The 22,074-nt window shown below is 54.8% G+C and carries 22 protein-coding genes; 5 read left to right on the top strand and 17 right to left on the bottom strand.

Features of this window, described 5'->3' with window-relative positions; genetic code table 11:
• Window positions 1–19 precede the first annotated feature (19 nt).
• On the top strand, window positions 20–1,723 hold the full coding sequence (locus TGAM_RS02280) for a DUF505 family protein (protein WP_015858067.1): 1,704 nt from the start codon (window positions 20–22) through the stop codon (window positions 1,721–1,723).
• Window positions 1,724–1,824: 101 nt separating this feature from the next.
• The gene (locus tag TGAM_RS02275; protein WP_015858066.1) at window positions 1,825–2,403 is read left to right on the top strand and encodes a TATA-box-binding protein; all 579 of its coding nucleotides are present in this window, start codon (window positions 1,825–1,827) and stop codon (window positions 2,401–2,403) included.
• A 5-nt stretch (window positions 2,404–2,408) separates the two neighbouring features.
• Here TGAM_RS02275 and TGAM_RS02270 read toward each other — a convergent pair whose 3' ends face one another.
• From TGAM_RS02270 to TGAM_RS02210, 13 genes are all read right to left on the bottom strand, one after another.
• On the bottom strand, window positions 2,409–3,062 hold the full coding sequence (locus TGAM_RS02270; RefSeq protein WP_048811030.1) for a hypothetical protein: 654 nt from the start codon (window positions 3,060–3,062) through the stop codon (window positions 2,409–2,411).
• Window positions 3,063–3,085: 23 nt separating this feature from the next.
• Entirely contained in the window at window positions 3,086–4,969 is a 1,884-nt protein-coding gene (locus TGAM_RS02265) for an S-layer protein (protein WP_015858064.1), read from the bottom strand.
• 65 nt (window positions 4,970–5,034) lie between these two features.
• On the bottom strand, window positions 5,035–5,832 hold the full coding sequence (locus tag TGAM_RS02260; RefSeq protein ID WP_148206248.1) for a hypothetical protein: 798 nt from the start codon (window positions 5,830–5,832) through the stop codon (window positions 5,035–5,037).
• Window positions 5,829–6,878 (bottom strand): AmmeMemoRadiSam system radical SAM enzyme, encoded by a 1,050-nt coding sequence (amrS, locus tag TGAM_RS02255; RefSeq protein ID WP_048811029.1) that lies wholly within the window; start codon window positions 6,876–6,878, stop codon window positions 5,829–5,831. Before amrS ends, TGAM_RS02260 begins: the two co-directional genes overlap by 4 nt.
• A 24-nt stretch (window positions 6,879–6,902) precedes the next feature.
• Entirely contained in the window at window positions 6,903–7,625 is a 723-nt protein-coding gene (locus TGAM_RS02250; protein WP_015858061.1) for a polysaccharide deacetylase family protein, read from the bottom strand.
• A complete protein-coding gene (locus TGAM_RS02245; protein ID WP_015858060.1) occupies window positions 7,618–8,763 on the bottom strand; it encodes a glycosyltransferase family 4 protein in 1,146 nt (381 codons plus the stop codon). The genes TGAM_RS02250 and TGAM_RS02245 overlap by 8 nt, the downstream gene beginning before the upstream one ends.
• Complete coding sequence (locus tag TGAM_RS02240) at window positions 8,739–9,620, bottom strand: lysylphosphatidylglycerol synthase transmembrane domain-containing protein (RefSeq protein WP_015858059.1); 882 nt, start codon at window positions 9,618–9,620, stop codon at window positions 8,739–8,741. Before TGAM_RS02240 ends, TGAM_RS02245 begins: the two co-directional genes overlap by 25 nt.
• A gap of 68 nt (window positions 9,621–9,688) precedes the next feature.
• Window positions 9,689–9,970, bottom strand: a complete 282-nt coding sequence (locus tag TGAM_RS02235) for a MazG nucleotide pyrophosphohydrolase domain-containing protein (RefSeq protein ID WP_015858058.1) — start codon at window positions 9,968–9,970, stop codon at window positions 9,689–9,691.
• Window positions 9,967–10,356: an ArsR/SmtB family transcription factor gene (locus TGAM_RS02230; protein WP_015858057.1), complete on the bottom strand. Its 390-nt coding sequence runs from the start codon at window positions 10,354–10,356 to the stop codon at window positions 9,967–9,969. Before TGAM_RS02230 ends, TGAM_RS02235 begins: the two co-directional genes overlap by 4 nt.
• A 26-nt stretch (window positions 10,357–10,382) precedes the next feature.
• Window positions 10,383–11,342, bottom strand: a complete 960-nt coding sequence (locus TGAM_RS02225; protein WP_015858056.1) for a thiamine-phosphate kinase — start codon at window positions 11,340–11,342, stop codon at window positions 10,383–10,385.
• A gap of 55 nt (window positions 11,343–11,397) precedes the next feature.
• Window positions 11,398–11,640 (bottom strand): AbrB/MazE/SpoVT family DNA-binding domain-containing protein, encoded by a 243-nt coding sequence (locus TGAM_RS02220; RefSeq protein WP_238516236.1) that lies wholly within the window; start codon window positions 11,638–11,640, stop codon window positions 11,398–11,400.
• A gap of 90 nt (window positions 11,641–11,730) precedes the next feature.
• Window positions 11,731–12,996, bottom strand: coding sequence for a TIGR00375 family protein (locus tag TGAM_RS02215; RefSeq protein WP_015858054.1), 1,266 nt, complete (start codon window positions 12,994–12,996; stop codon window positions 11,731–11,733).
• A 9-nt stretch (window positions 12,997–13,005) separates the two neighbouring features.
• The gene (locus tag TGAM_RS02210; protein WP_048811027.1) at window positions 13,006–14,727 is read right to left on the bottom strand and encodes a chloride channel protein; all 1,722 of its coding nucleotides are present in this window, start codon (window positions 14,725–14,727) and stop codon (window positions 13,006–13,008) included.
• Window positions 14,728–14,801: 74 nt separating this feature from the next.
• Between TGAM_RS02210 and TGAM_RS02205 the strand changes: the two genes are divergently transcribed.
• Window positions 14,802–15,272, top strand: coding sequence for a hypothetical protein (locus TGAM_RS02205; RefSeq protein ID WP_015858052.1), 471 nt, complete (start codon window positions 14,802–14,804; stop codon window positions 15,270–15,272).
• Window positions 15,273–15,274: 2 nt separating this feature from the next.
• Here the strand turns inward: TGAM_RS02205 and speB are convergent, their stop codons facing one another.
• Window positions 15,275–16,132, bottom strand: a complete 858-nt coding sequence (gene speB / locus TGAM_RS02200; RefSeq protein ID WP_015858051.1) for an agmatinase — start codon at window positions 16,130–16,132, stop codon at window positions 15,275–15,277.
• 94 nt (window positions 16,133–16,226) lie between these two features.
• Between speB and TGAM_RS02195 the strand changes: the two genes are divergently transcribed.
• A complete protein-coding gene (locus TGAM_RS02195; protein WP_015858050.1) occupies window positions 16,227–16,829 on the top strand; it encodes a DNA-binding protein in 603 nt (200 codons plus the stop codon).
• Window positions 16,810–17,826 carry a histone deacetylase family protein gene (locus tag TGAM_RS02190; protein WP_015858049.1) on the top strand — a complete coding sequence of 339 codons (1,017 nt, stop codon included), beginning with the start codon at window positions 16,810–16,812 and terminating at the stop codon, window positions 17,824–17,826. Before TGAM_RS02195 ends, TGAM_RS02190 begins: the two co-directional genes overlap by 20 nt.
• Window positions 17,827–17,947: 121 nt before the next feature.
• Here the strand turns inward: TGAM_RS02190 and TGAM_RS02185 are convergent, their stop codons facing one another.
• From TGAM_RS02185 to TGAM_RS02175, 3 genes are read right to left on the bottom strand one after another with little or no spacing between them, the layout of a single operon-like run.
• Window positions 17,948–18,556: an indolepyruvate oxidoreductase subunit beta gene (locus tag TGAM_RS02185; RefSeq protein ID WP_015858048.1), complete on the bottom strand. Its 609-nt coding sequence runs from the start codon at window positions 18,554–18,556 to the stop codon at window positions 17,948–17,950.
• 1 nt (window position 18,557) lies between these two features.
• Window positions 18,558–20,501, bottom strand: a complete 1,944-nt coding sequence (gene iorA / locus TGAM_RS02180) for an indolepyruvate ferredoxin oxidoreductase subunit alpha (RefSeq protein ID WP_015858047.1) — start codon at window positions 20,499–20,501, stop codon at window positions 18,558–18,560.
• A 40-nt stretch (window positions 20,502–20,541) separates the two neighbouring features.
• Window positions 20,542–21,918 carry an acetate--CoA ligase family protein gene (locus TGAM_RS02175; protein WP_015858046.1) on the bottom strand — a complete coding sequence of 459 codons (1,377 nt, stop codon included), beginning with the start codon at window positions 21,916–21,918 and terminating at the stop codon, window positions 20,542–20,544.
• Between the last annotated feature and the right edge of the window lie 156 nt (window positions 21,919–22,074).

The following is a 22,074-nucleotide window of genomic DNA, read 5'->3' as shown; positions in this document are numbered from 1 at the left end:
AGAAAGGAGGTAGGATACCATGTACCTGAAGAGAAGGCACCTTGAGATACTCAGGGAAATGAAGAAGACCGATAGTCAGACCGAGATTGAGGCCAAACTGCCGGAGGAGTTTCAGATAAGGGCAATCGAGCTCTACATACTCGGTTTTGCCGAGCTTGAGGGCGGAAAGATTAAGCTCACCGAGGCCGGAAGGAAGCTCCTTGAGATTACTGAGTTGCTCAACCTCGACGAGCTTCCCGAGGTCGTAGCGGACACCGAGATAATGAAGATGCTTGAGCTCCTCGAGGAGACCGGAAAGGTACCCGAGGGCTGGCTCGAGAAGCTGAAGGAGAGGAAGCTCGCCGATGAGAACGGCCTCACCGAGTTCGGGAAGGCCCTCCTCAAGCTCTACCGCGAGACCCACCCGGTCGTTTACCTGACCCCAGAGATAGTGTCGTTCCTCAGGGGAATGCCGAAAATAGGAACCCTCGATGAGCTCATAACCTACAAGAACTCCAAGCTCTACGGCGACAACATCGTGAACGCCCTCCAGGCGATGCGCCTGCTCCTGATCTCCCCGCCGACCGAGAATGGAAGGGCCTTCGCAACGACTCCAGCGGCGAAGCTTGCCCTCAAAGCTGTCAGTATGATTCCAGTCTTCGCGAGAGCGATAGTCCTCAGGAAGGAGGACTTCGAGGCCCTGAAGGCCGGTAGGAGCAACGCCGAGCTGGAGAGCATGGGGCTCGCCGACGAGAAGGGAACCACCGAGTTCGGAAAGGCCGTGATGGAGACCTACGAGGCGATGGGCAGGGTTGAGGAGAAGGTCCTCCCGATTTACCTGCTCAACGATGAGCTTGCAGTCCTCAAGGTCATCAAGGAGATTGAGGAGAAGTACGAGACCAACCCAGACATACTCCCCACCGAGAAGGAGATAGGCAAGCGCGTTGAGGTCGAGGACCTTGGGGCCATACTGCACCTCCTCGAGAGCAAAGAGCTGGTCGAGAGGAGGCTCGTCAAGAACAGGGACACCTACTGGCTCACCGAATGGGGTAAAGAAGCTATAAACTTCGGAACCGTCAGCCCGGACGCAATGAAGGCCGTAACCTACGCCGAGAGCGGTGATGTGCCCATAGCCGAGTGGGTAATCAAGGCTCAGGAGGAGGGCGTTGTCAAGGCCGGCGTCACCGACAAGGGCAGGTTCTACCTCAAGCTCAGCCGCTCGATTAAGCGGAAGCCGTTCCTCACCAGATACGACGCGGCGATACTGGCCAAGACCCCAAGGAAGAAGTACATACACAGGGACGAGCTGGTCGAGCTTGTCAGGGACTACGTCGGCGGAGATGAGAAGGAAATCATCAGGGCAATCGGCGAGGCGGAAGCGAAGGGCTTCGTCGTTGAGCTCCAGAACGGCATGGTCAAGCTGACCGAGCTCGGGGATAAAGTTAAGACCGCCCTCGAGAACGCCAAGCTCCAGGAGATAGTCAAGGTCAAGTTCAGTGTCACGCCAACCCTCTACAACGTGCTCAGGGTAATCTACGAGGAGCTTGAGACCTTCAACAGGATATGGAAGGAGAAGGGCGAAATCAGGGGCTACAAGATGGAGGAAGTGGACGTCATCAGGAAGCACCTCAGCCTCAGCGACGACGAGATAAAGAAAGCTTTGACGATGCTCCGCCAGCTCGGCTTCCTCGGAAGCAAGAGCCTGACCGAAGCTGGAAAGGTCCTCGTTGAGGCCTACCTTTGAATTTTTCTTCTTGAATGTTCCACTTTGATCGTAAAGCTTTAAAAAGCAATGGCTCCCATTTATAAAGGGGTTTTTAAACCCACCTGCTGGAGGTGCTGGCCTTGGTCGATATAAGTAACGTAAAGCTCAGAATTGAAAACATAGTCGCTTCTGTTGATCTCTTCGCGGAACTGAATCTTGAAAAAGTCATTGAAATATGCCCCAACTCGAAGTACAATCCAGAGGAGTTCCCCGGAATCATCTGCCGCTTCGACGAGCCAAAGGTTGCCCTGCTGATATTCAGCTCGGGAAAACTCGTCGTTACCGGCGCCAAGAGTGTTGAAGACATCGAGAGGGCCGTCAAAAAGCTCACCGAAATGCTGAAGACGAAGGTCGGAACGAAGTTCACGAAGCCACCCCAGATTGACATACAGAACATGGTCTTCAGCGGTGATATCGGCATGGAGTTTAACCTCGATGCCGTTGCTTTGAGCCTTCCAAACTGTGAGTACGAGCCGGAGCAGTTCCCCGGCGTCATATACCGTGCCAAGGATCCAAAGGCGGTCATACTGCTTTTCTCCTCAGGCAAGATCGTCTGCTCGGGTGCGAAGAGCGAGAAAGACGCATGGGAAGCCGTTAAGAAACTCCTCCGCGAGCTCGAGAAGTACGGGCTCATCGGAGAAGAAGAGGAGGAGTGGTAACTCCTCTAACCTTTTGAGCAGCTTATTCCCGTTATTCCCTCAACCAAAAGGGCCTCCCTGTAAAGGGTTCTATCATCAAGTGCCTCCAGAACGAGCACTCCCTTTCGTGGAACGTAAATCCTGTTCTCAACGGCCCCATCTAGGGGACCTCTAAGGATTATTAGCAGATGCTTTTCATTTCCGATTTCTCCTCGACCTATTGCCAGTTTAAGCGAAAACGTAAGCCAGTTACCGGAATTTACCCTTCTGGAAACCTGATCAAGGGCAAACTTTCTGGCGGCCGAGTCATTGTATCCCATCTCCCGGGCGGTCTCGTAGTAGTACGAACCCATGAGCTTGCCAACGAGACATGAGATCTCAACGGCGGCCAGCGTTCTGAACTGACACTTTCCAGTCCTGTCGCAGTAGTCCTTGGTGTCCCCACTACCGAGGATCACCGTAACTCGCTCGTAGTGATGGTATAGGGTGGCGTTTACGAGATCAAGGGGATCACCCGGGAGATAGCCTTCAACTCTCACTCCCTCGTTCTGGATCATGGCCTTTGATGGAAAGTCCGATCGAAAAAGGGACGTGTAGGCGGAATACCAGGAGTCAATGAGGAACCCACCGAGGAGAAGGAGTATAAAAACAAAAGTCACCAGAAGGTACCTTTTGCTCATGAGCACCACCAAAAAGGAAAGGATCACGAAAGGCCGGCTATGTACTGCATGAGTATCGTTGCGGCTTTTCTGGTCGCCTTGGGTGTTGAACCAGCCACTATTATGACGCTCCTGCCCTTGAGAAGGTCGCAGTGCGGGATGTAACCGAGGACCGGATATTCGCCGAACCAGACCCTGAAGTCAACGGGAAGGTGGTAGTGGCCGAAGATCATCGAGGTGAGCAAGTTTGCCTTGTTGGATCCCACGAGGATGTAGTTAGAGGTCGGGTTCACGAAGTTAACTTCGGTGTCGAGGATCGTTATGGGCTGGGTTGGGGTCTTCAGGACGATGTTCTTGACGCCCCCAACGCCCGAGATGACGTAGTCCGTCCCCGGAATCCTGTCCCCGACCGAGAGAACCAGTTCGTGGATCTTCGGGTGGTTTTCAAGGATCGTGATGGTAGCCTTGGCAACGACGTAGCTGGTGTCGGTTATGCTACCATCGCGGTTGATGTCGAAGTCAACATCCTTCTCGTTCAGGGACCTCATGTCAAAGGAGTACTTAATCGTGTAGATACCCAGGACGTCGAGGGGATTTCCGATGAGCTCGTCCTCGTTGGTCATGCTGATCCTCTTGATGTACTCACCGTCGGAATCAACGCTCATTATCCATCTCTGGTCGTTGTACTCGACGTATGTTCCGCTCGAGTACGTCTTTATGTTGCCGTAACCGCTTATCTGGGCGATCTTACCGAGGATGAGGTTCTCGGAGAGGGCCTCAAGCTTGAGCTGAAGCTCAACGGTGTCCCCCGTGACGACCACGTCCTTCGGCTCACCGAGCCTTAAGACAACCGGTCCGTAGAGTTCGCCAGTTTTGGTGTCTTTAACGGTCACTATCGCCTTCTCCTGCAGTGGATCAGCACCTATGAGTGTGATCTCCCATCTGCTGTTACCGAGGAGTTTGCTCTCGTTCTGGGCGAACCAGCCGGTGCCGAGCACTTCACCAGCGGTGAAGCTGCCCATCCCGACGGAGAAGACGTGGTACTTGGTTCCGAGGAGCGTAAATTCGTCCCCGGCCCCAACACCCGGGCTTATGGTTCCAACGATCGTTCCATTATCAAGCTCAACGTCGATTGAGTTGCCGATTCTGCTCTCGTTGACAACTATGGTCTCGGCTGGAACTCCCCACTCCGGGTAGGCCTCCCTCACAACCTCAGTCTTCTTCACGGTGTAGTTGTAGAGGGTGTAGTCAACGGAAACTACTATCCTCCTCGAGGGTATCTCAATGTCAGCCTGCTTTGGAGGAGCAACACCGTCCCAGTCGGCTGGATCAATCGGGAGGAGTGAAAGCTCGTTGATCTCGATGTCCCAGCCGTAGAGGTACTCACCGTTGACCGCGTCGCTGTCCTTAACCTTGAACTGAGCAGAGAAGGAACTCGCCCAAGTCGAGTAGTTGGCGGTGTAAGAGGCACCGTTGAACCAGTAATCCGCTGGAAGCTCATCATAAGACTTTGACCAGTTCACTAGGCCGCTGTTGTAGGGCAGGTTATGATCCGAGGTCATGGTTTCGTAGTCGTAGCGGTATATAACCTGCTCAAGGGCAACGTCGGTTTCACCGGCTTTTCTCAATTTAACGGCTATGTTCTTGGCTTCCTCTTCCTTGTACAGCACGCTCCCAAGTGCAGCGGCTATATCGGCGGCGCTGGCAACATCCTCCGCCTTAGCGTAGCTTCCCACAACTATCTTCACGTTGGGGGTTCCGTCAGGCTTGACGAAAAAGCTCCTTGGAACGTTGCTGATGTCCTTAAGGCCAGTGGGGACGATGTAATTGGAGCCTGCTGAAGCACCGCCGATCGATAGGAGAAACATAACCCCCAGGAGGAGGGCAAAGACCTTCGTGACGTTTTTTCGAAGTATTTTCATCAGCATACCCCCTTATTCTCCTGCGTCATCTCCTACCTTCTCCTTCAACCTCATATACTTTTCGACTGCTTTCAAACAAGTTTGAAGGAAAAAGTGTCCCTCTCATAGGCCTTCTGAAGATCCTCACCCATCAGGAGGGAGTTAACAAAGGAACCAAGATCGCTGAGAGCATTCTGGAGCTCAGGGGCGGTGATGTCAAAGACCTCCGGTTCTATTACATTCAGTGAGAAGGGTCTGTACTTGAACACCACCGCGAAGAGCGACTCAAAGGGAGAAACCACTTCAAGCCTGAACTCGCTCCCCCCATCGAGGTCACGAGCCTCGATACTGTTGACGCCGCAGCCCTCAAGGAGGAGGAGCTTTAAGAGGGTATCCTCCGCGATTTCCTCGGGCAGACGAAGGGAAAGCCCGTATAGAATACCCCTGTCCTGGTAGATCATTTCCCAGAGCTCCTCCTCGTCAAATCCTACCTGAGGAACCGGAATCTCCTTCAGGCTCAGCGGAACCGGTACCTGGATATCCCCCTCAACCAGATCACTAATCGTTCTCGAGAGCCCGAGCAAAAGCCTGGAGAGGTCCTCGGCACGGAGTTCAAGCCTGCCCGGTCTGAGGATCTCAACGAGGGTTGGGCCATATCGAGCAACAACTTCGACCAAATCTTCCAGGCCCCCCTCAACCCTCGCCTCGAGGAGGGCCGAAAAGCGAAGGGGATCGAGTTCCGGCTCCTCAATGACCTCCCCCACCTCGAGCCGCTTTACATCCAACCTGGACCCCTCTAGTCCACGGGAGGTTTTTCTCACCCTGTCCTCAACCGCAAGCCTCGTTCTCCCAAGGGCCTCAAAGTAGAGTATAGCTTCGATCACCCTCACCACCACATCCCAGGATAGTGCTTTTTCTTGTAGGTGCCGACTATCGGGATTTTCTCACCGCAGTACTTACACCTTCCGTCCTCAGTTATGTTGTACTCGGTAATCTCAAAGCCGTAACGGACTATTAAGGGCCTTCCACAGCGCGGGCAGTAGGTGTTCTCCCCAGGGTGCCCTGGAACGTTGCCGATGTAAACGAACTTTAAACCCTCTTCCTTGGCGACGCGGTAGGCCATGTCCATCGTTTCAAGAGGTGTCGGCGGAAGGTGGAGGAGCTTGTAGTGAGGGAAGAAGCGCGAGAAGTGGACGGGCGTGTCGTCGCCGAGCTCATTAACCACCCAGCGGGCGAAGGCCCGTATCTCTTCTTCCTTGTCGTTGAGCGTCGGGATTATGAGGTACGTCAGCTCAACGTGGATTCCAAAGTCCTTCTTCGCTATAACCGCCGTCCTCCTGCTCGGCTCACCACTCGGGACGCTCGCTATCTTCATGTAGAACTCGTCGCTGAAGGCCTTGATGTCGATGTTCATCGCGTCGATGTAGGGCGCGAGCTCCCTGAAGGGCTCCTCGTTGATGTAGCCGTTTGTGATGAGGAGGTTGTAAATGCCTTCCTTCTTCGCGAGCTTCGCCGTGTCGAGGACGAACTCGTACCAGATTACGGGCTCGTTGTAGGTGTAGGCTATGCTCTCACAGCCGTAGCGCTTCGTTATCTCCACGACCATCTCGGGCGTCATATCGTGGAGGTAGGGGAAGGTTTCATCCGCCTGACTTATCTCCCAGTTCTGGCAGTGCTTGCAGTGCATGTTGCATCCAACGGTGCTTATCGAGAGCGCGCACGAGCCGGGCCAGAAGTGGAAGAGCGGTTTCTTCTCCACCGGGTCGGCTCCGATGGCCGAGACCTTGCCGTAGTTGAGCGTGTAGAGCTTACCCCCAATGTTCTTTCTGATTCTGCAGGAACCCCTCTTTCCCTCGCTGATGATGCAGTTGAGAGGACAGAGCTTACACCTAACTTTGCCCCCCTCGAGGGGCTCCCAGTAAAGGGCCTCCCTCATAACTCTCACCCAATTAGAGTCCGTTCACTCACGTTTAAGCTTTTGGTATTCCTCGTAGAACTCCCGAAGCGTTAAAAATCTCGCGCCGTTATCGAGATGGAACTCAATCAACTTCCTGAGCTTTTCCAGGGCACTTTCTCCAGTCCCAAACCAGCAATCGGGTCTAAGGGTCCTGGGCATTCTAACGAACTCCCAGGGGTGAAAGATGTAAACGATTGGACTTTCAAACTTCCGGTGAAACCTCTTCTGTATCTTCCAGGGAAGGCGCGTAACTATAGAGGTAGTCGTGGCGGGAACTTCAAGAACGCCGTTGATTTCGGTAACTCCTTCTCCCCAGCCCTTGTGCCTGGCCTTCGTCGAATCGACTTTAAAGCCGAGCTCGGCAAGAATGCGGTAGTACATATCTGGAAACTGAAAGTTGGGGGCGCGGAAGGAGACGGGGTCGGAGAAGCGGGAAAGAATTTCCCTCGCCTCTTCAAGTCTGCGCTTTGCTTCCTCAAAGGAAAGCCGGTCAAATCGCTCGTGCTCAAGACCGTGACAGCCGAGCTCGTGCTTCTTCCCAGCGCGCTCAGCCAGCTCCGGGAATTCCTCCGCGATTCTGCCGGTGAAGAGGAACGTTCCTTTGATTTTAAACTCCTCGAGGAGGTCCATAACCCTCGGCAAGCCTTCCTCCATGCCCCTTCGGGTTTCCGCAAACGGAGGGCAATCCTCCTCAACATCGAAGGTTAGAATAACGATTTTATCCATCCCCTACCACCTCGTCGAGAACCTCACGGTAGAGAGCCTCAATTTTCCTGACCACTACATTCCAGTCGTAGACTTTCTCGACCCGCCTCTTCCCAAGCCTGCTAAGGCGCCTCTCAACGCTCTGATTGTTGAGAACCAGGTTTATGGCATTGGCGAGCTCCTTCGCGTTTCCGGGCGGAACGAGCAACCCACAGCCGTCGATTATCTCGGGGATTCCACCTACCTTCGTTCCGATGACAGGTGTCCCGCTGGCCATTGCCTCGAGGAGGACTATGCCAAAGGCCTCGCTCAGGCTCGGGAGGACGAAGACGTCGCTTGCCCGGTAGTAGAGGGGAAGCCTCGAGTACTCGACCACCCCGAGAAACTTTACTTTCTTGGATACGCCGAGGAGCTTTGCCCTCTCCCTGAGAAGGGGAAGCATGCTTCCCTGGCCTGCTATCAGGAGGGTTCCATCCACGTGTTTCATCGCGTTGATGAGCGTGCTAATTCCTTTTCTCGGCTCCAGCCTGCCCACGTAAAGGATGACCCTCTCGCCAAGGCCCAGCTTCTCCTTGGCTTCCTCCTTTGAAAGGGGGACGTCAAAGAAATCCACGTTGACACCGTTCTGGATTACCTCGATAGGGATGCGGGTAAAGCGCCTCATGAACTCCTTTGAGGCCCTGCTGACGGCGATTATCCTGTGGGGGTTGCCCAAGTAATAGCGGAAGTACGGAAAGGCCATCCTAGCAAGGGCCTTTATCACCGGTGAGTTCTCATAGTTGATGCTGTGCGTTGTCAGGAGAGTGGCTTTGCCGGCCTTCCTACCGGCGGAGACGGCCTTGAGGGCGAGGGGAGTGAAAGCGTGCTGACCGTGAACGACATCGTAGTTCCGCACGTATGGAATGAGACGAGAGGCGTTTCTGGAGAAGACCGTCATATTGATTCCAATGCTCCCAAAGGTGTAACCGGGGACCTTGATTAGACCTATCCCCTCCCTTTTCAGCTCGGTTTCCTTTCCAGTCTCACGGTCGTTCGTGATTATATCAACTTCGTGACCGAGCTTCCTCAGGTAAAGCGCAAGGTCGTGCATATGAACCGCGACGCCACCGAGTTTTGGGTAGTACCAGTCGCTCACTAGCGCGATTTTAAGGCTCTCCATACTTCCCTTCCCCCGGACGTGAAGAGCACCAGCAACCCCGATATGCTACCAAGAACATAGGAGATAAACCTTTCGAGCAGCACGGTTGAAACAGCCAACGCTGGGGGAAAGCCCAGGTATGTGAGTGCCCCGATCAAGCCACTTTCAACCACTCCAACCCCTCCAGGAGTGAAGGCCGCGATACCGAGCATCAGGTTAATAATCGAGACGAGGATTAAAACTGGAAAGGAGACGTTCAAGCCTATTGCCAATGTAATTAACTTGAGCCTGAGAACGTCGAGAACCCAGACCAGGGAGCTGGTGCCTATCCCAATTAGGTTGACGTCACCACATTTCCTGAGGGCAACTATTCTCTCCCGCTCCTCCTCCGAGAGGTTCACCCTGAAGAGGCGAAGGGTGAGCTCTATGAACTTCTCCCACTTGAACCATACGAGGGCGAGCCCTATCACGAGGGGAATTAAGGCGAGGGCTTCAGAAGTCGTGAAGTACAGGAAACCCAGAGTTACCATTACCATGACGGGTATCGACTCGAGGATTCTCTCATAGACTACGGTGACGGCCGAAATTCGCATCGGAACCCCCTGAAGCTTGGAAATCCAGGCCATTCTGAGGAGCTCGCCCCCACCCCTGCTCATTGGCGTTATGTTGTTCATGAAAAGACCCGCAAGGTTCGCCTTGAAGAGCTCGGCAAGGGGAACCTCAACGCCTGTCCCCTTGAGAACGTACTTCCAGCGGAGGGCGAAGAGGAAGACGCTCAGGTAGTAAGTACCTATCGCGAGGAGGAGGTAGTGGATGGGAACGTGCCGAAGAACACCAATGTATTCCTCAGCGCTCTGGACAAAGTTTTCAAGTACCATCCAAGCTCCCCCGTTAACTTCTTTCCTCCCCGCAAGGGTAAAAAGGTGCCGCCGTTATAAACCTTTTTTTAATCTCCATCGAAACGGCGGCGGTACTTCGCTATGGTCTGCCTCAGCGCTCCCTCCAGATCGACCCCGTAATGGTTGGCTATACAGGCGAGGGCGAAGAGAACATCGCCTATCTCCTCAACGAGGGCATCCCTCTGACCCTTCCCCTTAACACCCTCAAAGGCCAGCATAGCCTCTGCCAGCTCACCCGTTTCCTCAACGAGAGCTGCCAGCATCTCAAAGGGCTTCCAGTAACCACCCAAGGCCTTTATGAGCTCATCAACTTCACCCTGGAGTTTCAACTCCTACCACCCAGCAACTCGAGTGATAGTTTCTCAAGGTAGCGCTCAAGGACTTCCCTGTTAGTCCTGTAAAAGCGCAGTTTGCCCTCCCTTTTCTCGTGTAGAAGGTTAAACCTCTTAAGGGTTCTAAGGTGATGGCTTATAAGGGTCTGATCCTGGTCGAGGGCCTTCGCTATCAAACAGACACAGAGCCACCTGTTGCTGAGCATCTTGAGTATCGACGCCCTTATGGGGTTCGCTATAATCTTTGAGAACTCAACTACGTCTTGGGGGATCTCTTTAGCTATTTCCTCCTCGGGATCAAGGAGGTCGCACCGCTCAAGGCAGCCCTCAACACTCTTCCTTTGCCTATCCGATAGCATGTTTATCAAATCCTTAACCTTCATCCCAGCCCACCAATACTAACTCGCCTTCAACTATATAAAATTTTCATCTGAAAGCCAGTTAGGTGCTCCCACCCGAGCTTGGGCATAACCCTCTTACCGGAATCATCGACGAGGTAAATCCCCTTTCCACGGGTGACGCGGCCTATGACGGAGAAATCGAAGTTCAAGCTCTCAACGAACTCAGGGGCAACGGTAAAGACCAGCTCAAACTCCTCCCCGCTTGCGAGTGCGATCTCAAAGGGATCCAGGCCGAGGAGCTCCGCAACCTCTTCAACGCCTTTTCCCAAAGGAAGGCTCTCTGGTCTCACTTCTATCCCCACCTGGCTCATCTCCGCTAAAAGGTAGAGCTCCTTTGCGAGGCCATCGCTTATGTCTATCGCAGAACTGGCGACCTTCGAGAGCTCAGACCCCTCCCTAACTCTCGCCCTCGGTTCAAGAAATTTCTCATAAAGGGGCTTCCTGACGGCGTCGCTCACCTCGAGCCCGTTCTTCCAGACGAGGTAGCCGGCTAAAGCCCTCCCCAAATCACCGGTGACGCAGACCAGCTCACCGGGTTTTGCCCCCGAGCGCGTGAGCAAACGCTCAGTAATACCCAGCGCTGCCCCGTCTATGATGAGATCATCGGCCTCATTGGTGTCAGCACTCAGGACAGGAAGGCCGTAAAAGTCGAGGGCCTCACCGATTCCCCTCGCAATCCCCTCAAGGTAGTCCGAATCCAAATCCCCCGGAATCCCAAGGGAGAAGAGGAAGCCGAGCGGTTCTGCCCCCATCGAAGCCATATCGCTCACGTTCATGGTTACCGCCTTGAAGCCAACCTGCTCGGGCGTCATTATGTCGGGCACGTCCGTTTTCCTGACGAGCATATCGTTGGTTGCAACGAGCCACCTATCACCGAGCCTTAAAGCCCCAGCATCATCGCCGAGGGGTAAATCACCTTGTCGTTTGAGGTGCCTGATGAAGAGCTCTATGATTTCGGATTCCATCATTTGAACTCACCCGGCTTTAAGATTTTGAAGCAATGGTTGGACAAGCAGAATTCTCCTAATCCTCATACCTCACATCCCCCACGGCCCTGATTACGTCTTCCCTCGTGATTTCAAGGGTCTTTGCGAGTTCCTCACCCTCTTTGAAAACGTCCTCAACGCTCAGCTTCTTCATCACGATGTAGCCGTTTTTCTCCATCACGACGAGATAGTCCCCGTTCCGTATCCCAAGGGCATCGCGGATTTCCTTAGGTATGACAACCTGCCCCTTGGTGGATACCTTCACTACCTCCACCCCCATCACCGTAGGAATTTCCTACTTTCTTACTTATTACCCTTTCGGGCAAACTTGCCAATCACGTTTGGCAACTTTTCACAAATTCTGCCGATCTCACCTGGCAACCTTGAGGAAGTCCGTTATGCTCCTCTGCCTCAGCCTCTCGGTTTCCTCAGGAACTTCCACCTCAACGCTCTCAAGCTCCTCAACCCTCGCCCTCCTTATCTCCTCAGGGAGCTTTATCTCCCCGTACTTCCCGCCACCACCCGGGATAACGATGAGCTTCCCGTTGCGGTAGGCCCATATAGCCTTTGCCACTTCCTCGTGGACTCTGGCAAGCTCCCCCACGGGAACGTCAACGAGAACCATAATCTCGCTCCCAAATTCCCTCAAAAAGCGTTCCCATATCAGCCTAACGGCCTTGGTTTCAACTCCCTTGCCGATGACCATCGAGATTATCTCCGCGAGGGGAGCGAGGCGCAGGTAGGGAGGCCTGTCCTTTGGCCTCTCGTTAGTGTCAGCCAATTCCAGGATTCTGTCGCGAACGCCCTTCTTTATCCGACCGCCGCACTTTGGACACCTCCATTTGAAGGCTTTTGCCTCGCCGAGGGAGTAGTGGGCGTAACAGCGGGAGCAGGCTGTTAGATGATACTTGCCGAGCCTCGGGTCCAAACCAGCGTTCAGGACGATTCTCCTCCCACCGTGCCTTAGAATCGCCTTTCGAATTTCTTCAAAGGTTGGTTCTTTGACCTCAAAGCGGTTGAACTCCCTGCCCAGCCTATGAGGCATCGGCGAGTGGGCGTCGCTGTTGCTGAGGTAGGTAAGCCTGTGGTGGGCCTTTATCATATCGGCCATCTCGCTGTCGGCGGAGAGGCCCAGCTCGAGGAAGTGTATTTTAGCTCCTCCATATGCCTCCTCCAGACTGTCGTACTCCTTGTATAGGCTCGTCCAGGGGGTGAAGGCGTGAGCGGGGCCGATTAAGACACCGAGCTCGTTGGCCATGTCGGCTATCTCCCCAGCTGAGAGGTTAATGTGCGGCCTTCCCTCGGTATCGATGTCGTTTGAATACGGCCTCAATCGTTCTCTCATCTCACGGACGGTTTCTATGCTCGGGAAAATCAGGACGTGGTGAACCCTCCTGCTGTCCTCGACCTCAGTTGTGAGGAGGAAGCGGACTCCATTGAGTTCGTAGGTCCCTTCGTCAACTTTTTTCGCGTATTTGAGAAGCTCGGCCTCCCAGTGGGGGCTGAGTATGTCGCCCGTCCCGACCAGGCCGAGACCTTTGAAGCGCGCGTTTTCTGCCAGATTTGGTATCGTCATTGCCTTTGAGACGGCCTTCGAGTAACGCGAGTGGATGTGTAGGTCAGCGTCAACGAGCATGAAACCACCTCAGTCTATGTACATCCCCTCCAGTCCGCGGTAGTATGCGGTGTATATGTCCTTTTTGGTCACGACGCCGATGAGCCTTCTGTCGTTCGGTCCCCTGACGACGGGGAGGAGGTTCTGGTCGTAGGCCATCAGCTTTTCAAGCGCCGTCTCGGCGGTTTCAGTTGGATACGTAACACCGTACGCCCTGCGGAGGAATCGCCTCACCCTCATTCTCTTCAGCGACGATGGCTTCTTCAGTATGTCCTTGACCCCAATTATTCCGATGACCCTGCCCTCGTTGTCCACAACGGGGAAGCAGTCGTGGCCAGTCTCGCTTATGAGGTGCTCCACGTCGAAGAGCGTCATATCCGCCGTAACGTAGACTGGCTCCCTCGTCATTATCTCCCCGACGGATATCGTCTCTAAGATCACTGGTTTCCCCGTCCTAACGCGGTAGCCCTTCCTGACGAGCTTTAGTGTGTACACGGACTCGCCCTTCAGGAAGAACCTCGCGGTGAGAAAACCCATCGTTGCCGAGGTCATAACAGCTGGAAGAATCGCGTAGCTCCTTGTAAGCTCTGTTACCATTAAAATCTGGGTTATCGGCGCCTGCGTCATTCCGCTGAAGAACGCCGCCATCCCAGCCAGCGCGTACACCGTCGGCATGGCCCCCAAAGATGGAAACAGCTTGGCGACGACCATTCCGAAGGCGGAACCGAACATGGTGCCTATGTATAGGCTCGGCGCGAAGACACCACCGCTCTGGCCTGAGCCTATGGTCAGGGCCGTGGCCAGCATCTTCAAGACGCCCAGGGTTAGGAGCAGCCACACTACCAGCTTCCCGTAGAAGGCCAAGCTCATGCCCTCGTAACCAACGCCAAAGATGCCGTAGTTCGGGAAGAAAGCGCCGAGGAGACCCACGCCCAGACCGCCAAGAACAGGTTTAAAGACTTCGGGGACTGGAAGGCGCTCGAAACCCTCGATGAAGGCATAGATAACGCGAACGTAGAGGGCCGCCAGGGCGCCGAGGAGCAACCCCAGAACGAAGAAAAACGGAAGCTCTGGTAGAGTGTGCCCCATTCCTCCTGGAATCTCAACCTCAAAGGCCCTCCTGAGGACGGCGAGTGTAACGGCGTTCCCCGTCACGGAGGCTATGAATATAGGAACGAGGTTTATTGAGAAAGCACCCATGTAAACGACCTCGAGGGCAAACATGGCCCCCGCGAGGGGCGTGTTGAAGGTTCCCGCGATTCCAGCGGCAAGACCGCAGGTTACGAGGAGCTTGCGCATCTCCCTGGAAAGGCCAAACCACTTCGCGAAGGCCGAGGTCAAAGCGGCCCCTATGAAGCCGATTGGGCCTTCCCTGCCGACGCTACCGCCCGAGCCTATGGTTACTGAAGTCGCCACTATCTTCGCTATCGCAAAGACACCGCCGATTCTTCCACCTTTGAAGATTACCGCCTCGATGACCTCAGGGATTCCGTTCCCCTTGATATCGGGAAAGCGAACCACAAGCAGGGCCACGAAGAGCCCACCGATTGCTGGCAGAAGAACGTAGCCGAGATTCAGATGATAGAGGGTAAAAGAGAGGCGCGGGAGGAGCATTCCGAAGAAAAACTTATGAGTGAAGCGTATCATAAGCCTGAACACAACGGCCCCCAGACCGCCAACTACGCCCGCCAGTATGGAAAAGGCCATTACAATGCCCCATTTTCTGAGGTACGCTCCGTTTCCAGAGGTCATCAAATGAATTTAGCGTCTCAAATAAAAAGCTTAAGCTTTTATACCCCATTCCAGAACCTCTAACGGTGAAAACTATGAAGGTTGAAGGATTTGTTGCTTCGCTCAGAAACGCCGAGACAATCGGCGAGCTCTTCAAGATACTTCAGGAGAAGGGCGCCCCGATAGTCGAGCTCGACGGCCAGAGGTTCCTCATCGTCGTTGAGGGCGACTTCGAGGGAAGACCCTTCTGGACCGAGATAAACGGGGAGAGGGCCAACCAGGCCCTGGGCGATGCCATGCTCAACTCCTCCAGCTTTCCCTTCAAGTGCAGGAGGCCCTACACAGGTGGAAACGTCATCTTCGTGAACTTCGACGACATCGAGGTGGAGAAGTTCCTCGTTGCCTACCGTGACCCTGACTACGGCATCTTTTACCTCGTCGAGGACGGTGAGGCGAGAGAGATAACGAAGGAAGACTACGAGAAGCTCAAAGGGGAGATGCCCGAGTTCAAAGTAAAGTCCATGAGCGACGAGCAGATGGACATGATGGGGGCCTTCTTCGGCTGACCTCACCTTTTCATCATTGCGAGGAAGTAGAACAGCAGCTTCGCAGCGGTCAGGGCAGTTGGGTTCCCCAGCCTCTCCCCCGCCACTTCCATTATGTCAAAGCCCACTATTCTCTTGTTGGCAGTGAGCCATTCGATTGCCTCGATTACCTCCCAGAACCTCAAACCACCGGCCTCGGGCGTCCCAGTATCAGGAACCATCGAAACATCAAAGACGTCTATATCCACCGAGAGGTAAACCGGCTCGGGCAAGGGTTCAACGAGATCCACGAAGGAATCGAAGCCGTAGTCCCTGGCGTGAACCCAGCGAATTCCATTCTTTTCAGCAAACTCCACCTCCTCCCTCGTACCGCTCCTTATTCCAAACATCGCTTCCCTAATGCCGAGCTCCGCTATTCTTCTCGCGACACAGGCGTGATTATAGGGATTGTCCTCGTAGCTGTCCCTTAGGTCGAGGTGGGCATCGAAGACGACGTAGCTCTTGGGCTTTAGTGCCTCAACCGCTCCCAGCGTCTGGGAGTGCTCACCGCCGAGGAGCACCGGGATCGCTTTAGGGTTTACCCGTTCCAGCTCCTCAATAGTTTCCCTGACTCTATCGGCGGTCTTTCTCGGATCGCCCGCCACGACGGCGATGTCCCCTATATCGGCTATTGGAAGATCGGCTATGTCAATGTCGTAGTCGAGTACGTAGCTCTCAAGGTTCAGCGTCGCCTGTCTTATGAGAGTGGGGCCAAAGCGTGCCCCTGACTTGTAGCTGGTCGTCCCGTCAAAGGGTACGCCCAAGATTACAAAATCCGCGCGCTCAGGGGAAACGAGGGGAAGCTCGAGCTTAAAGGCCTCGTACGTGTACAGGAACTCCAACTTTCCACCCCCGGGCATGGATTGATGAAGGCTAAAAAAGCTTTATGGGCAAAATTATTTTACCCGGAACGACGTAGTTTCTACGGTGGTGATTTTGAGCGAGGCAGTTCTGGAGTGGCTCCGGAGCGGTAGGGACGATGCGGAAGATATCGTCGATCTCCCCTGGGAAGTCAAGAAGGTCGAGGAAAACCACTACGTTGCCGAGCATCCGAAGATCCCCTTCATCCTTAACGTAGTCTTTGCCGATGGCTTCATACGGCTGGCTGTCCCCTCGGGGATAGAAACTATAGCCATGAGACTCGAAGAGAGACTTAAAACTTACCACACACTACTCGTTCTGAACGAGCGCATGAACATGCTGAAGTTCACGCTCAGCGGGATGAACGATGAAATAACACTGAGGGTGGATCTTGACGAGAAAAGCCTCGGAAAGGAGGAGTTCAACGACGCACTAACGGCTCTCCTCGTCGGGATGAACGTCCTGATGGACTCACTGGGACTCACCGAGGAGTTCCAGGAGGCAATCTTCGAACGGCTGGGCATGATGATAATTGAGAGACTGCAGAGGGGGATGAGTGAAGCGGAGATCATAAACTTTCTCGTAAAGAAGGTTGGTATGAAAATGGAAGAGGCGAAAGAACTGCTGGAGCATATAAAAAGCGCGATAGGGGAGTCCGATGATAAAGGATACTTCTGAAGTCACTACACTGTACTCCCCCATCTTCCTCGAACACAGGCCAAGGGACTATCACCCCGAGAACCCCGACAGGCTGCTGAGGGCGGTAAGGGCTCTCCAGCGGTTAAACCTGTGGAAGCCCATCGAGCCGGTTCCCGTCCCAGAAGAGGAGCTCCTGATGGTTCACTCGAGGGACTACGTTGAGCTCATCCGCGAGAAGAGTAGGGCCTTTTCATACCTCGACCCGGACACCTACGTTTCACCCGGCACATGGGAGGCAGCTTTAACTGCGTTTGGAGCCTCTCAAATGGCCGTTGAAATCGCTCTGAAAACCGGTGGAATGGCCCTCGCCCTCGTTAGACCCCCAGGACATCACGCAGGAAAAGCCGGAAGGGCCTTCAACGCCTCAACGCTCGGCTTCTGCATCTTCAACAACGCGGCCTACGCGGCGAAGGTTGCCGAGGAACTCGCTGGAAAGGTTTTGATCATAGACTTCGACGCCCACCATGGCAACGGGACGCAGGAGATACTCTGGAACGACCCCAACGCAGTTCACATAGACCTTCACGAGCGCGACATCTACCCCTGGAGCGGCTACGAGCACGACGTCGGCGGAAAAAATGCAGAGGGGACGAAAATCAACCTGCCTATGCCCCACTACTCCGGAGACGATGACTACATCTACGCGTGGGACGAGGTCGTCCTCCCCCTTCTGGCCCAGCTCAGGCCGAAGCTCGTGGTTGTCTCAGCCGGTTTCGACGGATTCCTCGGCGAGAACCTGACGACGCTTCGCCTCAGTGAACTCTTCTTCGCCTACGCTGGTTCAACGCTCTCGCGCTATCCGCTCGCGGTGATTTTCGAGGGTGGCTACTCCGTCGGACTTGGCAAAGGTTTGCCTGCCTTCATCAGGGGCTACCTCAGCGGGGAAATCCGCGAGGTCCCAGTTAGTCCCTCATATGAGGCCCTTAGAACGGTGGCGAGGGTCAAAGAGGTACAGTCCGAGTGGTGGGAGTTCTAACTTACGGGAGGGTAAGTGGCTTACCCGGGGGTAAGTTAGTTTACGTCAGGGAAGAAGTTAAATATTTCGGGAAACAACAAATTAGCGAAAGCTCTCAAAGTGTGATAAAAAGAGAAGGGCCTTAAAGCCCCAGCATCTCCTTCGCGGCTTTAACTCCAAGGTCGAAGGCCTTCATGTTGACGTCAACGGCCTTCTTCGGCACGCTGACCTTTATGACCTCCCTGACGTGCTCTGCCGAGAGCGGGAAGCCTGGTGTCTGGGTTAACGCTCCGATGAGGACGACGTTGGTGGTGATGATGTTTCCAGCTTCAATTGCGAGCTTCTCGGCGTCGAAGGCCATGAACTTGGCCTCGAAGTCCTCCTCGACGACCTTTTTTATCTCCTCAAGGCTTGGATAGCTCGCGAGACCCATCGAGACCTGAACCGGGGGAATCGGCCTCGCGTTGGTGAAGACCAAACCCCCTTTCTTGAGGTAGTTGATGTATCTCAGGGCTTCAACGGGCTCGAAGCTCAGTATGACGTCGGCCTTGCCCTCGGGGACCATCGCGCCGTAGACGTCCTCTCCAAACCTGACGTAGGCGATAACGCTTCCAAAGCGCTGGCTCATGCCGTGAACCTCGCCAACGCGCACCTTGTAGCCGGCCCTCAAAGCGGCCCAGCCGAGCAGGTTAGCTGCTGTAAGGATTCCCTGGCCGCCAACTCCGGTGATAACGATGTTGTACTCCCTCATCTCACTCACCCTCCTTCATAGGCTCGAAGGCGTCGAACGGACAGACCTGGGCACAGCCGCCGCAGCCCCAGCATATCGTCGGATCAATCCTGGCCTTCTTCTTCTCGGCGTCCCAGTAGATTGCCGGACAGCCGTAGGCGTTGATACAGATCTTACAGCCGGTACACTTCTCCTCGATGACGTGATAAATCGGCCACCTCTCGCCCTTCCTGCGCATCTGGCCTATCCTGTAGAGAGCACACGGCTGTCTCGCGACGACGACGCCCACGCCTTCAACGGCCAGGGCCTCCTTGATGGCCCGCTCGGTGGCTTTTATGTCGTAGGGGTCAACAACCTTGACGTAATCGGCACCGAGGGCCTTCGCGACCTCTTCAATCTTAATCCGCTTGCCGGGCCCGTGCGGGGTCTCGCCGGTTCCGGGGTTGGGCTGATCGCCGGTCATAGCGGTGACGAGGTTATCGAGGACTACTATAACGACGTTGGAGCGGTTGTAGATGGCGTTCGCTAAAGCCGGAAGTCCCGTGTGGAAGAACGTCGAGTCGCCTATCGTGGCGACTATTATCTTCTTCTCCTTTCCAGTTCTCCTCTCCTCTTCTCCGGGCACTCCGTTGAGGGCTACGTCCAGACCATGCGCGACGCCGATTGATGCACCCATCGCGACGGTTGTATCGACGGTCTTGAGCGGCGGCAATACGCCAAGGGTGTAACAGCCTATGTCGCTCGGGAAGATTGCCCTCGGCGATGCAGCGCGTCTAATCGCGTAGAAGGTGTTCCTGTGCGGACAGGCCGGACACAGCGAAGGAGGCCTCGGAGGAACCATTGCCTGAACCTTCTCGTACTTCTCGTCGATTTCCTCGAAGTTAATCGGGGTTTCGAGGCCGAGGAACTTCGCTATGGCTTCAACTGCCCTCCTCGTGGTCATCTCGTAAACCCTCGGCACGAGATCCTTGCCGTGAATCGGAATCCTAAGTCCCTTATCGTAGGCCCAGGTCTTGACCTGCTCCTCGACGACAGGCTCGAGCTCCTCGACGATGAGAACCTTCTCAAGCCCGTCGAGGAACTTCTCAAGCAGGCCGTAGGGAACCGGGAAGGGAGTTCCGAGCTTGAGTATCTTGACGTTCTCAACGCCGAGCCAGGCCAAGGCCTCCTTGACGTATGCGTACGCTAAGCCTGGAGCTATTATACCGACCTTCGCGTTCTCGTCGCCCTCAATCCAGTTGAATGGGCAGTTGTTGAGCTCCTCGCGAATCTTCTCGATCTTCTCGAGAACCTGCGGGTGGAAGCGCCTCGCGTTGGCTGGGATGTCAACGAACCTGCTCGGGTCCTTCTTGAAGTTCCCGAACTTCCTCCTGCCCTGCTTTATCTCATCGGGAAGCTCACCGAGAACGACGTCGCCCCTCGCGTGGGAGCTCCTCGTGGTCGTCCTCAAAATGACGAAGTGCTTGAACTTCTCGCTGAGCTCGAAGGCGTACTTCGTCATCTCCTTGGCCTCGTGCGGTGAGCTCGGCTCGAGAACGGGCACGTTGGCGAACTTTGCGTAAACCCTCGTGTCCTGCTCGTTCTGACTGCTCCACATGCTCGGGTCGTCGGCGACCATTATGACGAAACCGCCCTCGACGCCCATTCCGACGGCGCTGAGGAATGTGTCAGCGGCAACGTTCAGTCCGACGTGCTTCATGGCCGTCATGGCCCTGAGACCGCTCCAGGCAGCTGAAAGCGCGGTCTCAAAGGCAACCTTCTCGTTGGTGGAGTATTCCATGTAAACTCCTGCCTTCTTCGCAACGGCCGCCATAGTGTCGGTAAGCTCTGAGCTTGGCGTTCCAGGATAAGCGGCGAAAACCGCTATGTTGGCCTCCAAAGCTCCGCGAGCTATGGCGTGGTTCCCGAGCAGGAGAACCCTCTCCCCGGGCTTATCCCACAGCACTATGTCCGTTACCTTCGCCATCAAACAACACCTCCGAAATTAAGTTGATGAAAAATGAAAGTCATTCCTCCTCCAAAACTCCCGCGTTCTTCGCCTGCTGGACGAGCGCGTAAGCTCCAGCAGCTACATCCTCGGGCCTCTCGTAGCTCGGGATTCCGTTCTCTTCGAGGAGTTCTTTCGCCTTTTCGCTGACGTAACCGGCCATGAAGAGGCCGAGAACGGGCTTTCCGTTGTTGACCTCCTTGACGGCCCTGATGACACCCTCAGCGTGCTCCGTTGGAGTCATTCCCGCGAAGGTCGGGACGACGCATATCGCTATGAGCATGTCGACGTTCGGGTCCTGAAGGAGTAGCTTCGCGGTCCTGTAGTAGTCCTCACCGCGAGCGCTTGCAATCATGTCAACGGGGTTCTTTACGGCGGCCATCGGCGGGAGGAACGAACGGAGCTCCTCTATCGTCTTCTCCTCGAGGTCGGCTAGCTTAAGGCCCCTCTTGTCAATCTGGTCGGCCGTCAGAACACCTGGACCACCTGCGTTGGTCATTATAGCAACGCGCTTTCCTTTGGGCAACGGCTGGGTGAAAGCGCGAGCCATGCTGAGCATGTCGTCGATTGTTTCAGCAATGAGAACTCCACTCTGCTTAAAAGCAGCTTCATAAATCTTCCAGCTTCCGGCTAAGGAACCCGTGTGGCTTGATGCCGCCCTAGCTCCGCTCTCGCTCTTTCCGGCCTTGAGGGCTATGACGGGCTTCTTCTTGGTGACCTTCTTGGCGACCTCGATGAACTTCCTTCCGTCCTTGAGCCCCTCGATGTAAAGCGCTATTGCCTTGTCCTCCCCTGTCTCTGCCAGGTACTCCATGAGCTCCGCGAAGTCAAGGTCTGCCATGTTGCCGACGCTCACGAACTTGGAGAAGCCTATTCCCTCCTTGACGGTCTTGTAGACGATTCCCGCCCCCAGGGCACCGCTCTGGCTCACGAAGGCTATGCTCCCCTTCTTGGCGTCCATTATGAATGTCGCGTTCATGTCGTTGTGGGTGTTCATGACGCCGACGCAGTTCGGGCCTATCAGGCGCATTCCATACTTATGGGCAATCTCGACGAGCTCGCGCTCCTCCTTCTTGCCTTCCTCCCCAGTCTCGCCGAAGCCGGCCGTTATGATGACCGCTCCCTTAACACCCTTCTCACCGCAGTCGATTATCGCCTGCTTCACGAAGCGCTTGGGGACGACGATTATCGCGAGGTCCACCTCGTCGGGGATGTCCTTGACGTTCTTGTAAGCCTTAACTCCCTGAACGACCTCGTCCTTGACGTTGACGGGGTAAACCCTTCCGTCCCTGTACTTCTTGAGGTTCTTAAAAACCTCGTAGCCGAGCTTCATCGGGTCGTTTGATGCACCGATGATGGCTATGCCCCTCGGTTTGAAGAAGTAGTCCAGGTTCATGAACCTCACCGTTTAAATCTCCGCCGAATCGTATATAAGCTTTCCCAAATAGGACATCGGAGAATTTTAGGGCATCGCTGAGCTCTTTACGTTCATCGGTGGGCTTTTTAGGCCATCGAAAGGTTTAAGTAAGCTCTGGTTATTTTATTCTCGGAG

Origin of the sequence: Thermococcus gammatolerans EJ3, from assembly GCF_000022365.1 — an archaeon.
Taxonomy (GTDB): domain Archaea; phylum Methanobacteriota_B; class Thermococci; order Thermococcales; family Thermococcaceae; genus Thermococcus; species Thermococcus gammatolerans.
This window is presented reverse-complemented; position numbering and strand designations above follow the sequence as displayed.

Coding starts and splice junctions, on each gene's coding strand:
- iorA (WP_015858047.1), bottom strand. CDS start 20,501: ATGGCGAAGGTAACGGACATAGTGCTGTGGGATAAGCCCGGGGAGAGG.
- TGAM_RS02245 (WP_015858060.1), bottom strand. CDS start 8,763: ATGGAGAGCCTTAAAATCGCGCTAGTGAGCGACTGGTACTACCCAAAA.
- TGAM_RS02220 (WP_238516236.1), bottom strand. CDS start 11,640: ATGGGGGTGGAGGTAGTGAAGGTATCCACCAAGGGGCAGGTTGTCATA.
- TGAM_RS02230 (WP_015858057.1), bottom strand. CDS start 10,356: ATGAAGGTTAAGGATTTGATAAACATGCTATCGGATAGGCAAAGGAAG.
- TGAM_RS02225 (WP_015858056.1), bottom strand. CDS start 11,342: ATGATGGAATCCGAAATCATAGAGCTCTTCATCAGGCACCTCAAACGA.
- TGAM_RS02205 (WP_015858052.1), top strand. CDS start 14,802: ATGAAGGTTGAAGGATTTGTTGCTTCGCTCAGAAACGCCGAGACAATC.
- TGAM_RS02265 (WP_015858064.1), bottom strand. CDS start 4,969: ATGCTGATGAAAATACTTCGAAAAAACGTCACGAAGGTCTTTGCCCTC.
- TGAM_RS02270 (WP_048811030.1), bottom strand. CDS start 3,062: ATGAGCAAAAGGTACCTTCTGGTGACTTTTGTTTTTATACTCCTTCTC.
- TGAM_RS02250 (WP_015858061.1), bottom strand. CDS start 7,625: ATGGATAAAATCGTTATTCTAACCTTCGATGTTGAGGAGGATTGCCCT.
- TGAM_RS02280 (WP_015858067.1), top strand. CDS start 20: ATGTACCTGAAGAGAAGGCACCTTGAGATACTCAGGGAAATGAAGAAG.
- TGAM_RS02240 (WP_015858059.1), bottom strand. CDS start 9,620: ATGGTACTTGAAAACTTTGTCCAGAGCGCTGAGGAATACATTGGTGTT.
- TGAM_RS02190 (WP_015858049.1), top strand. CDS start 16,810: ATGATAAAGGATACTTCTGAAGTCACTACACTGTACTCCCCCATCTTC.
- TGAM_RS02185 (WP_015858048.1), bottom strand. CDS start 18,556: ATGAGGGAGTACAACATCGTTATCACCGGAGTTGGCGGCCAGGGAATC.
- TGAM_RS02175 (WP_015858046.1), bottom strand. CDS start 21,918: ATGAACCTGGACTACTTCTTCAAACCGAGGGGCATAGCCATCATCGGT.
- TGAM_RS02210 (WP_048811027.1), bottom strand. CDS start 14,727: ATGACCTCTGGAAACGGAGCGTACCTCAGAAAATGGGGCATTGTAATG.
- amrS (WP_048811029.1), bottom strand. CDS start 6,878: ATGAGGGAGGCCCTTTACTGGGAGCCCCTCGAGGGGGGCAAAGTTAGG.
- TGAM_RS02215 (WP_015858054.1), bottom strand. CDS start 12,996: ATGCTCGTTGACGCTGACCTACACATCCACTCGCGTTACTCGAAGGCC.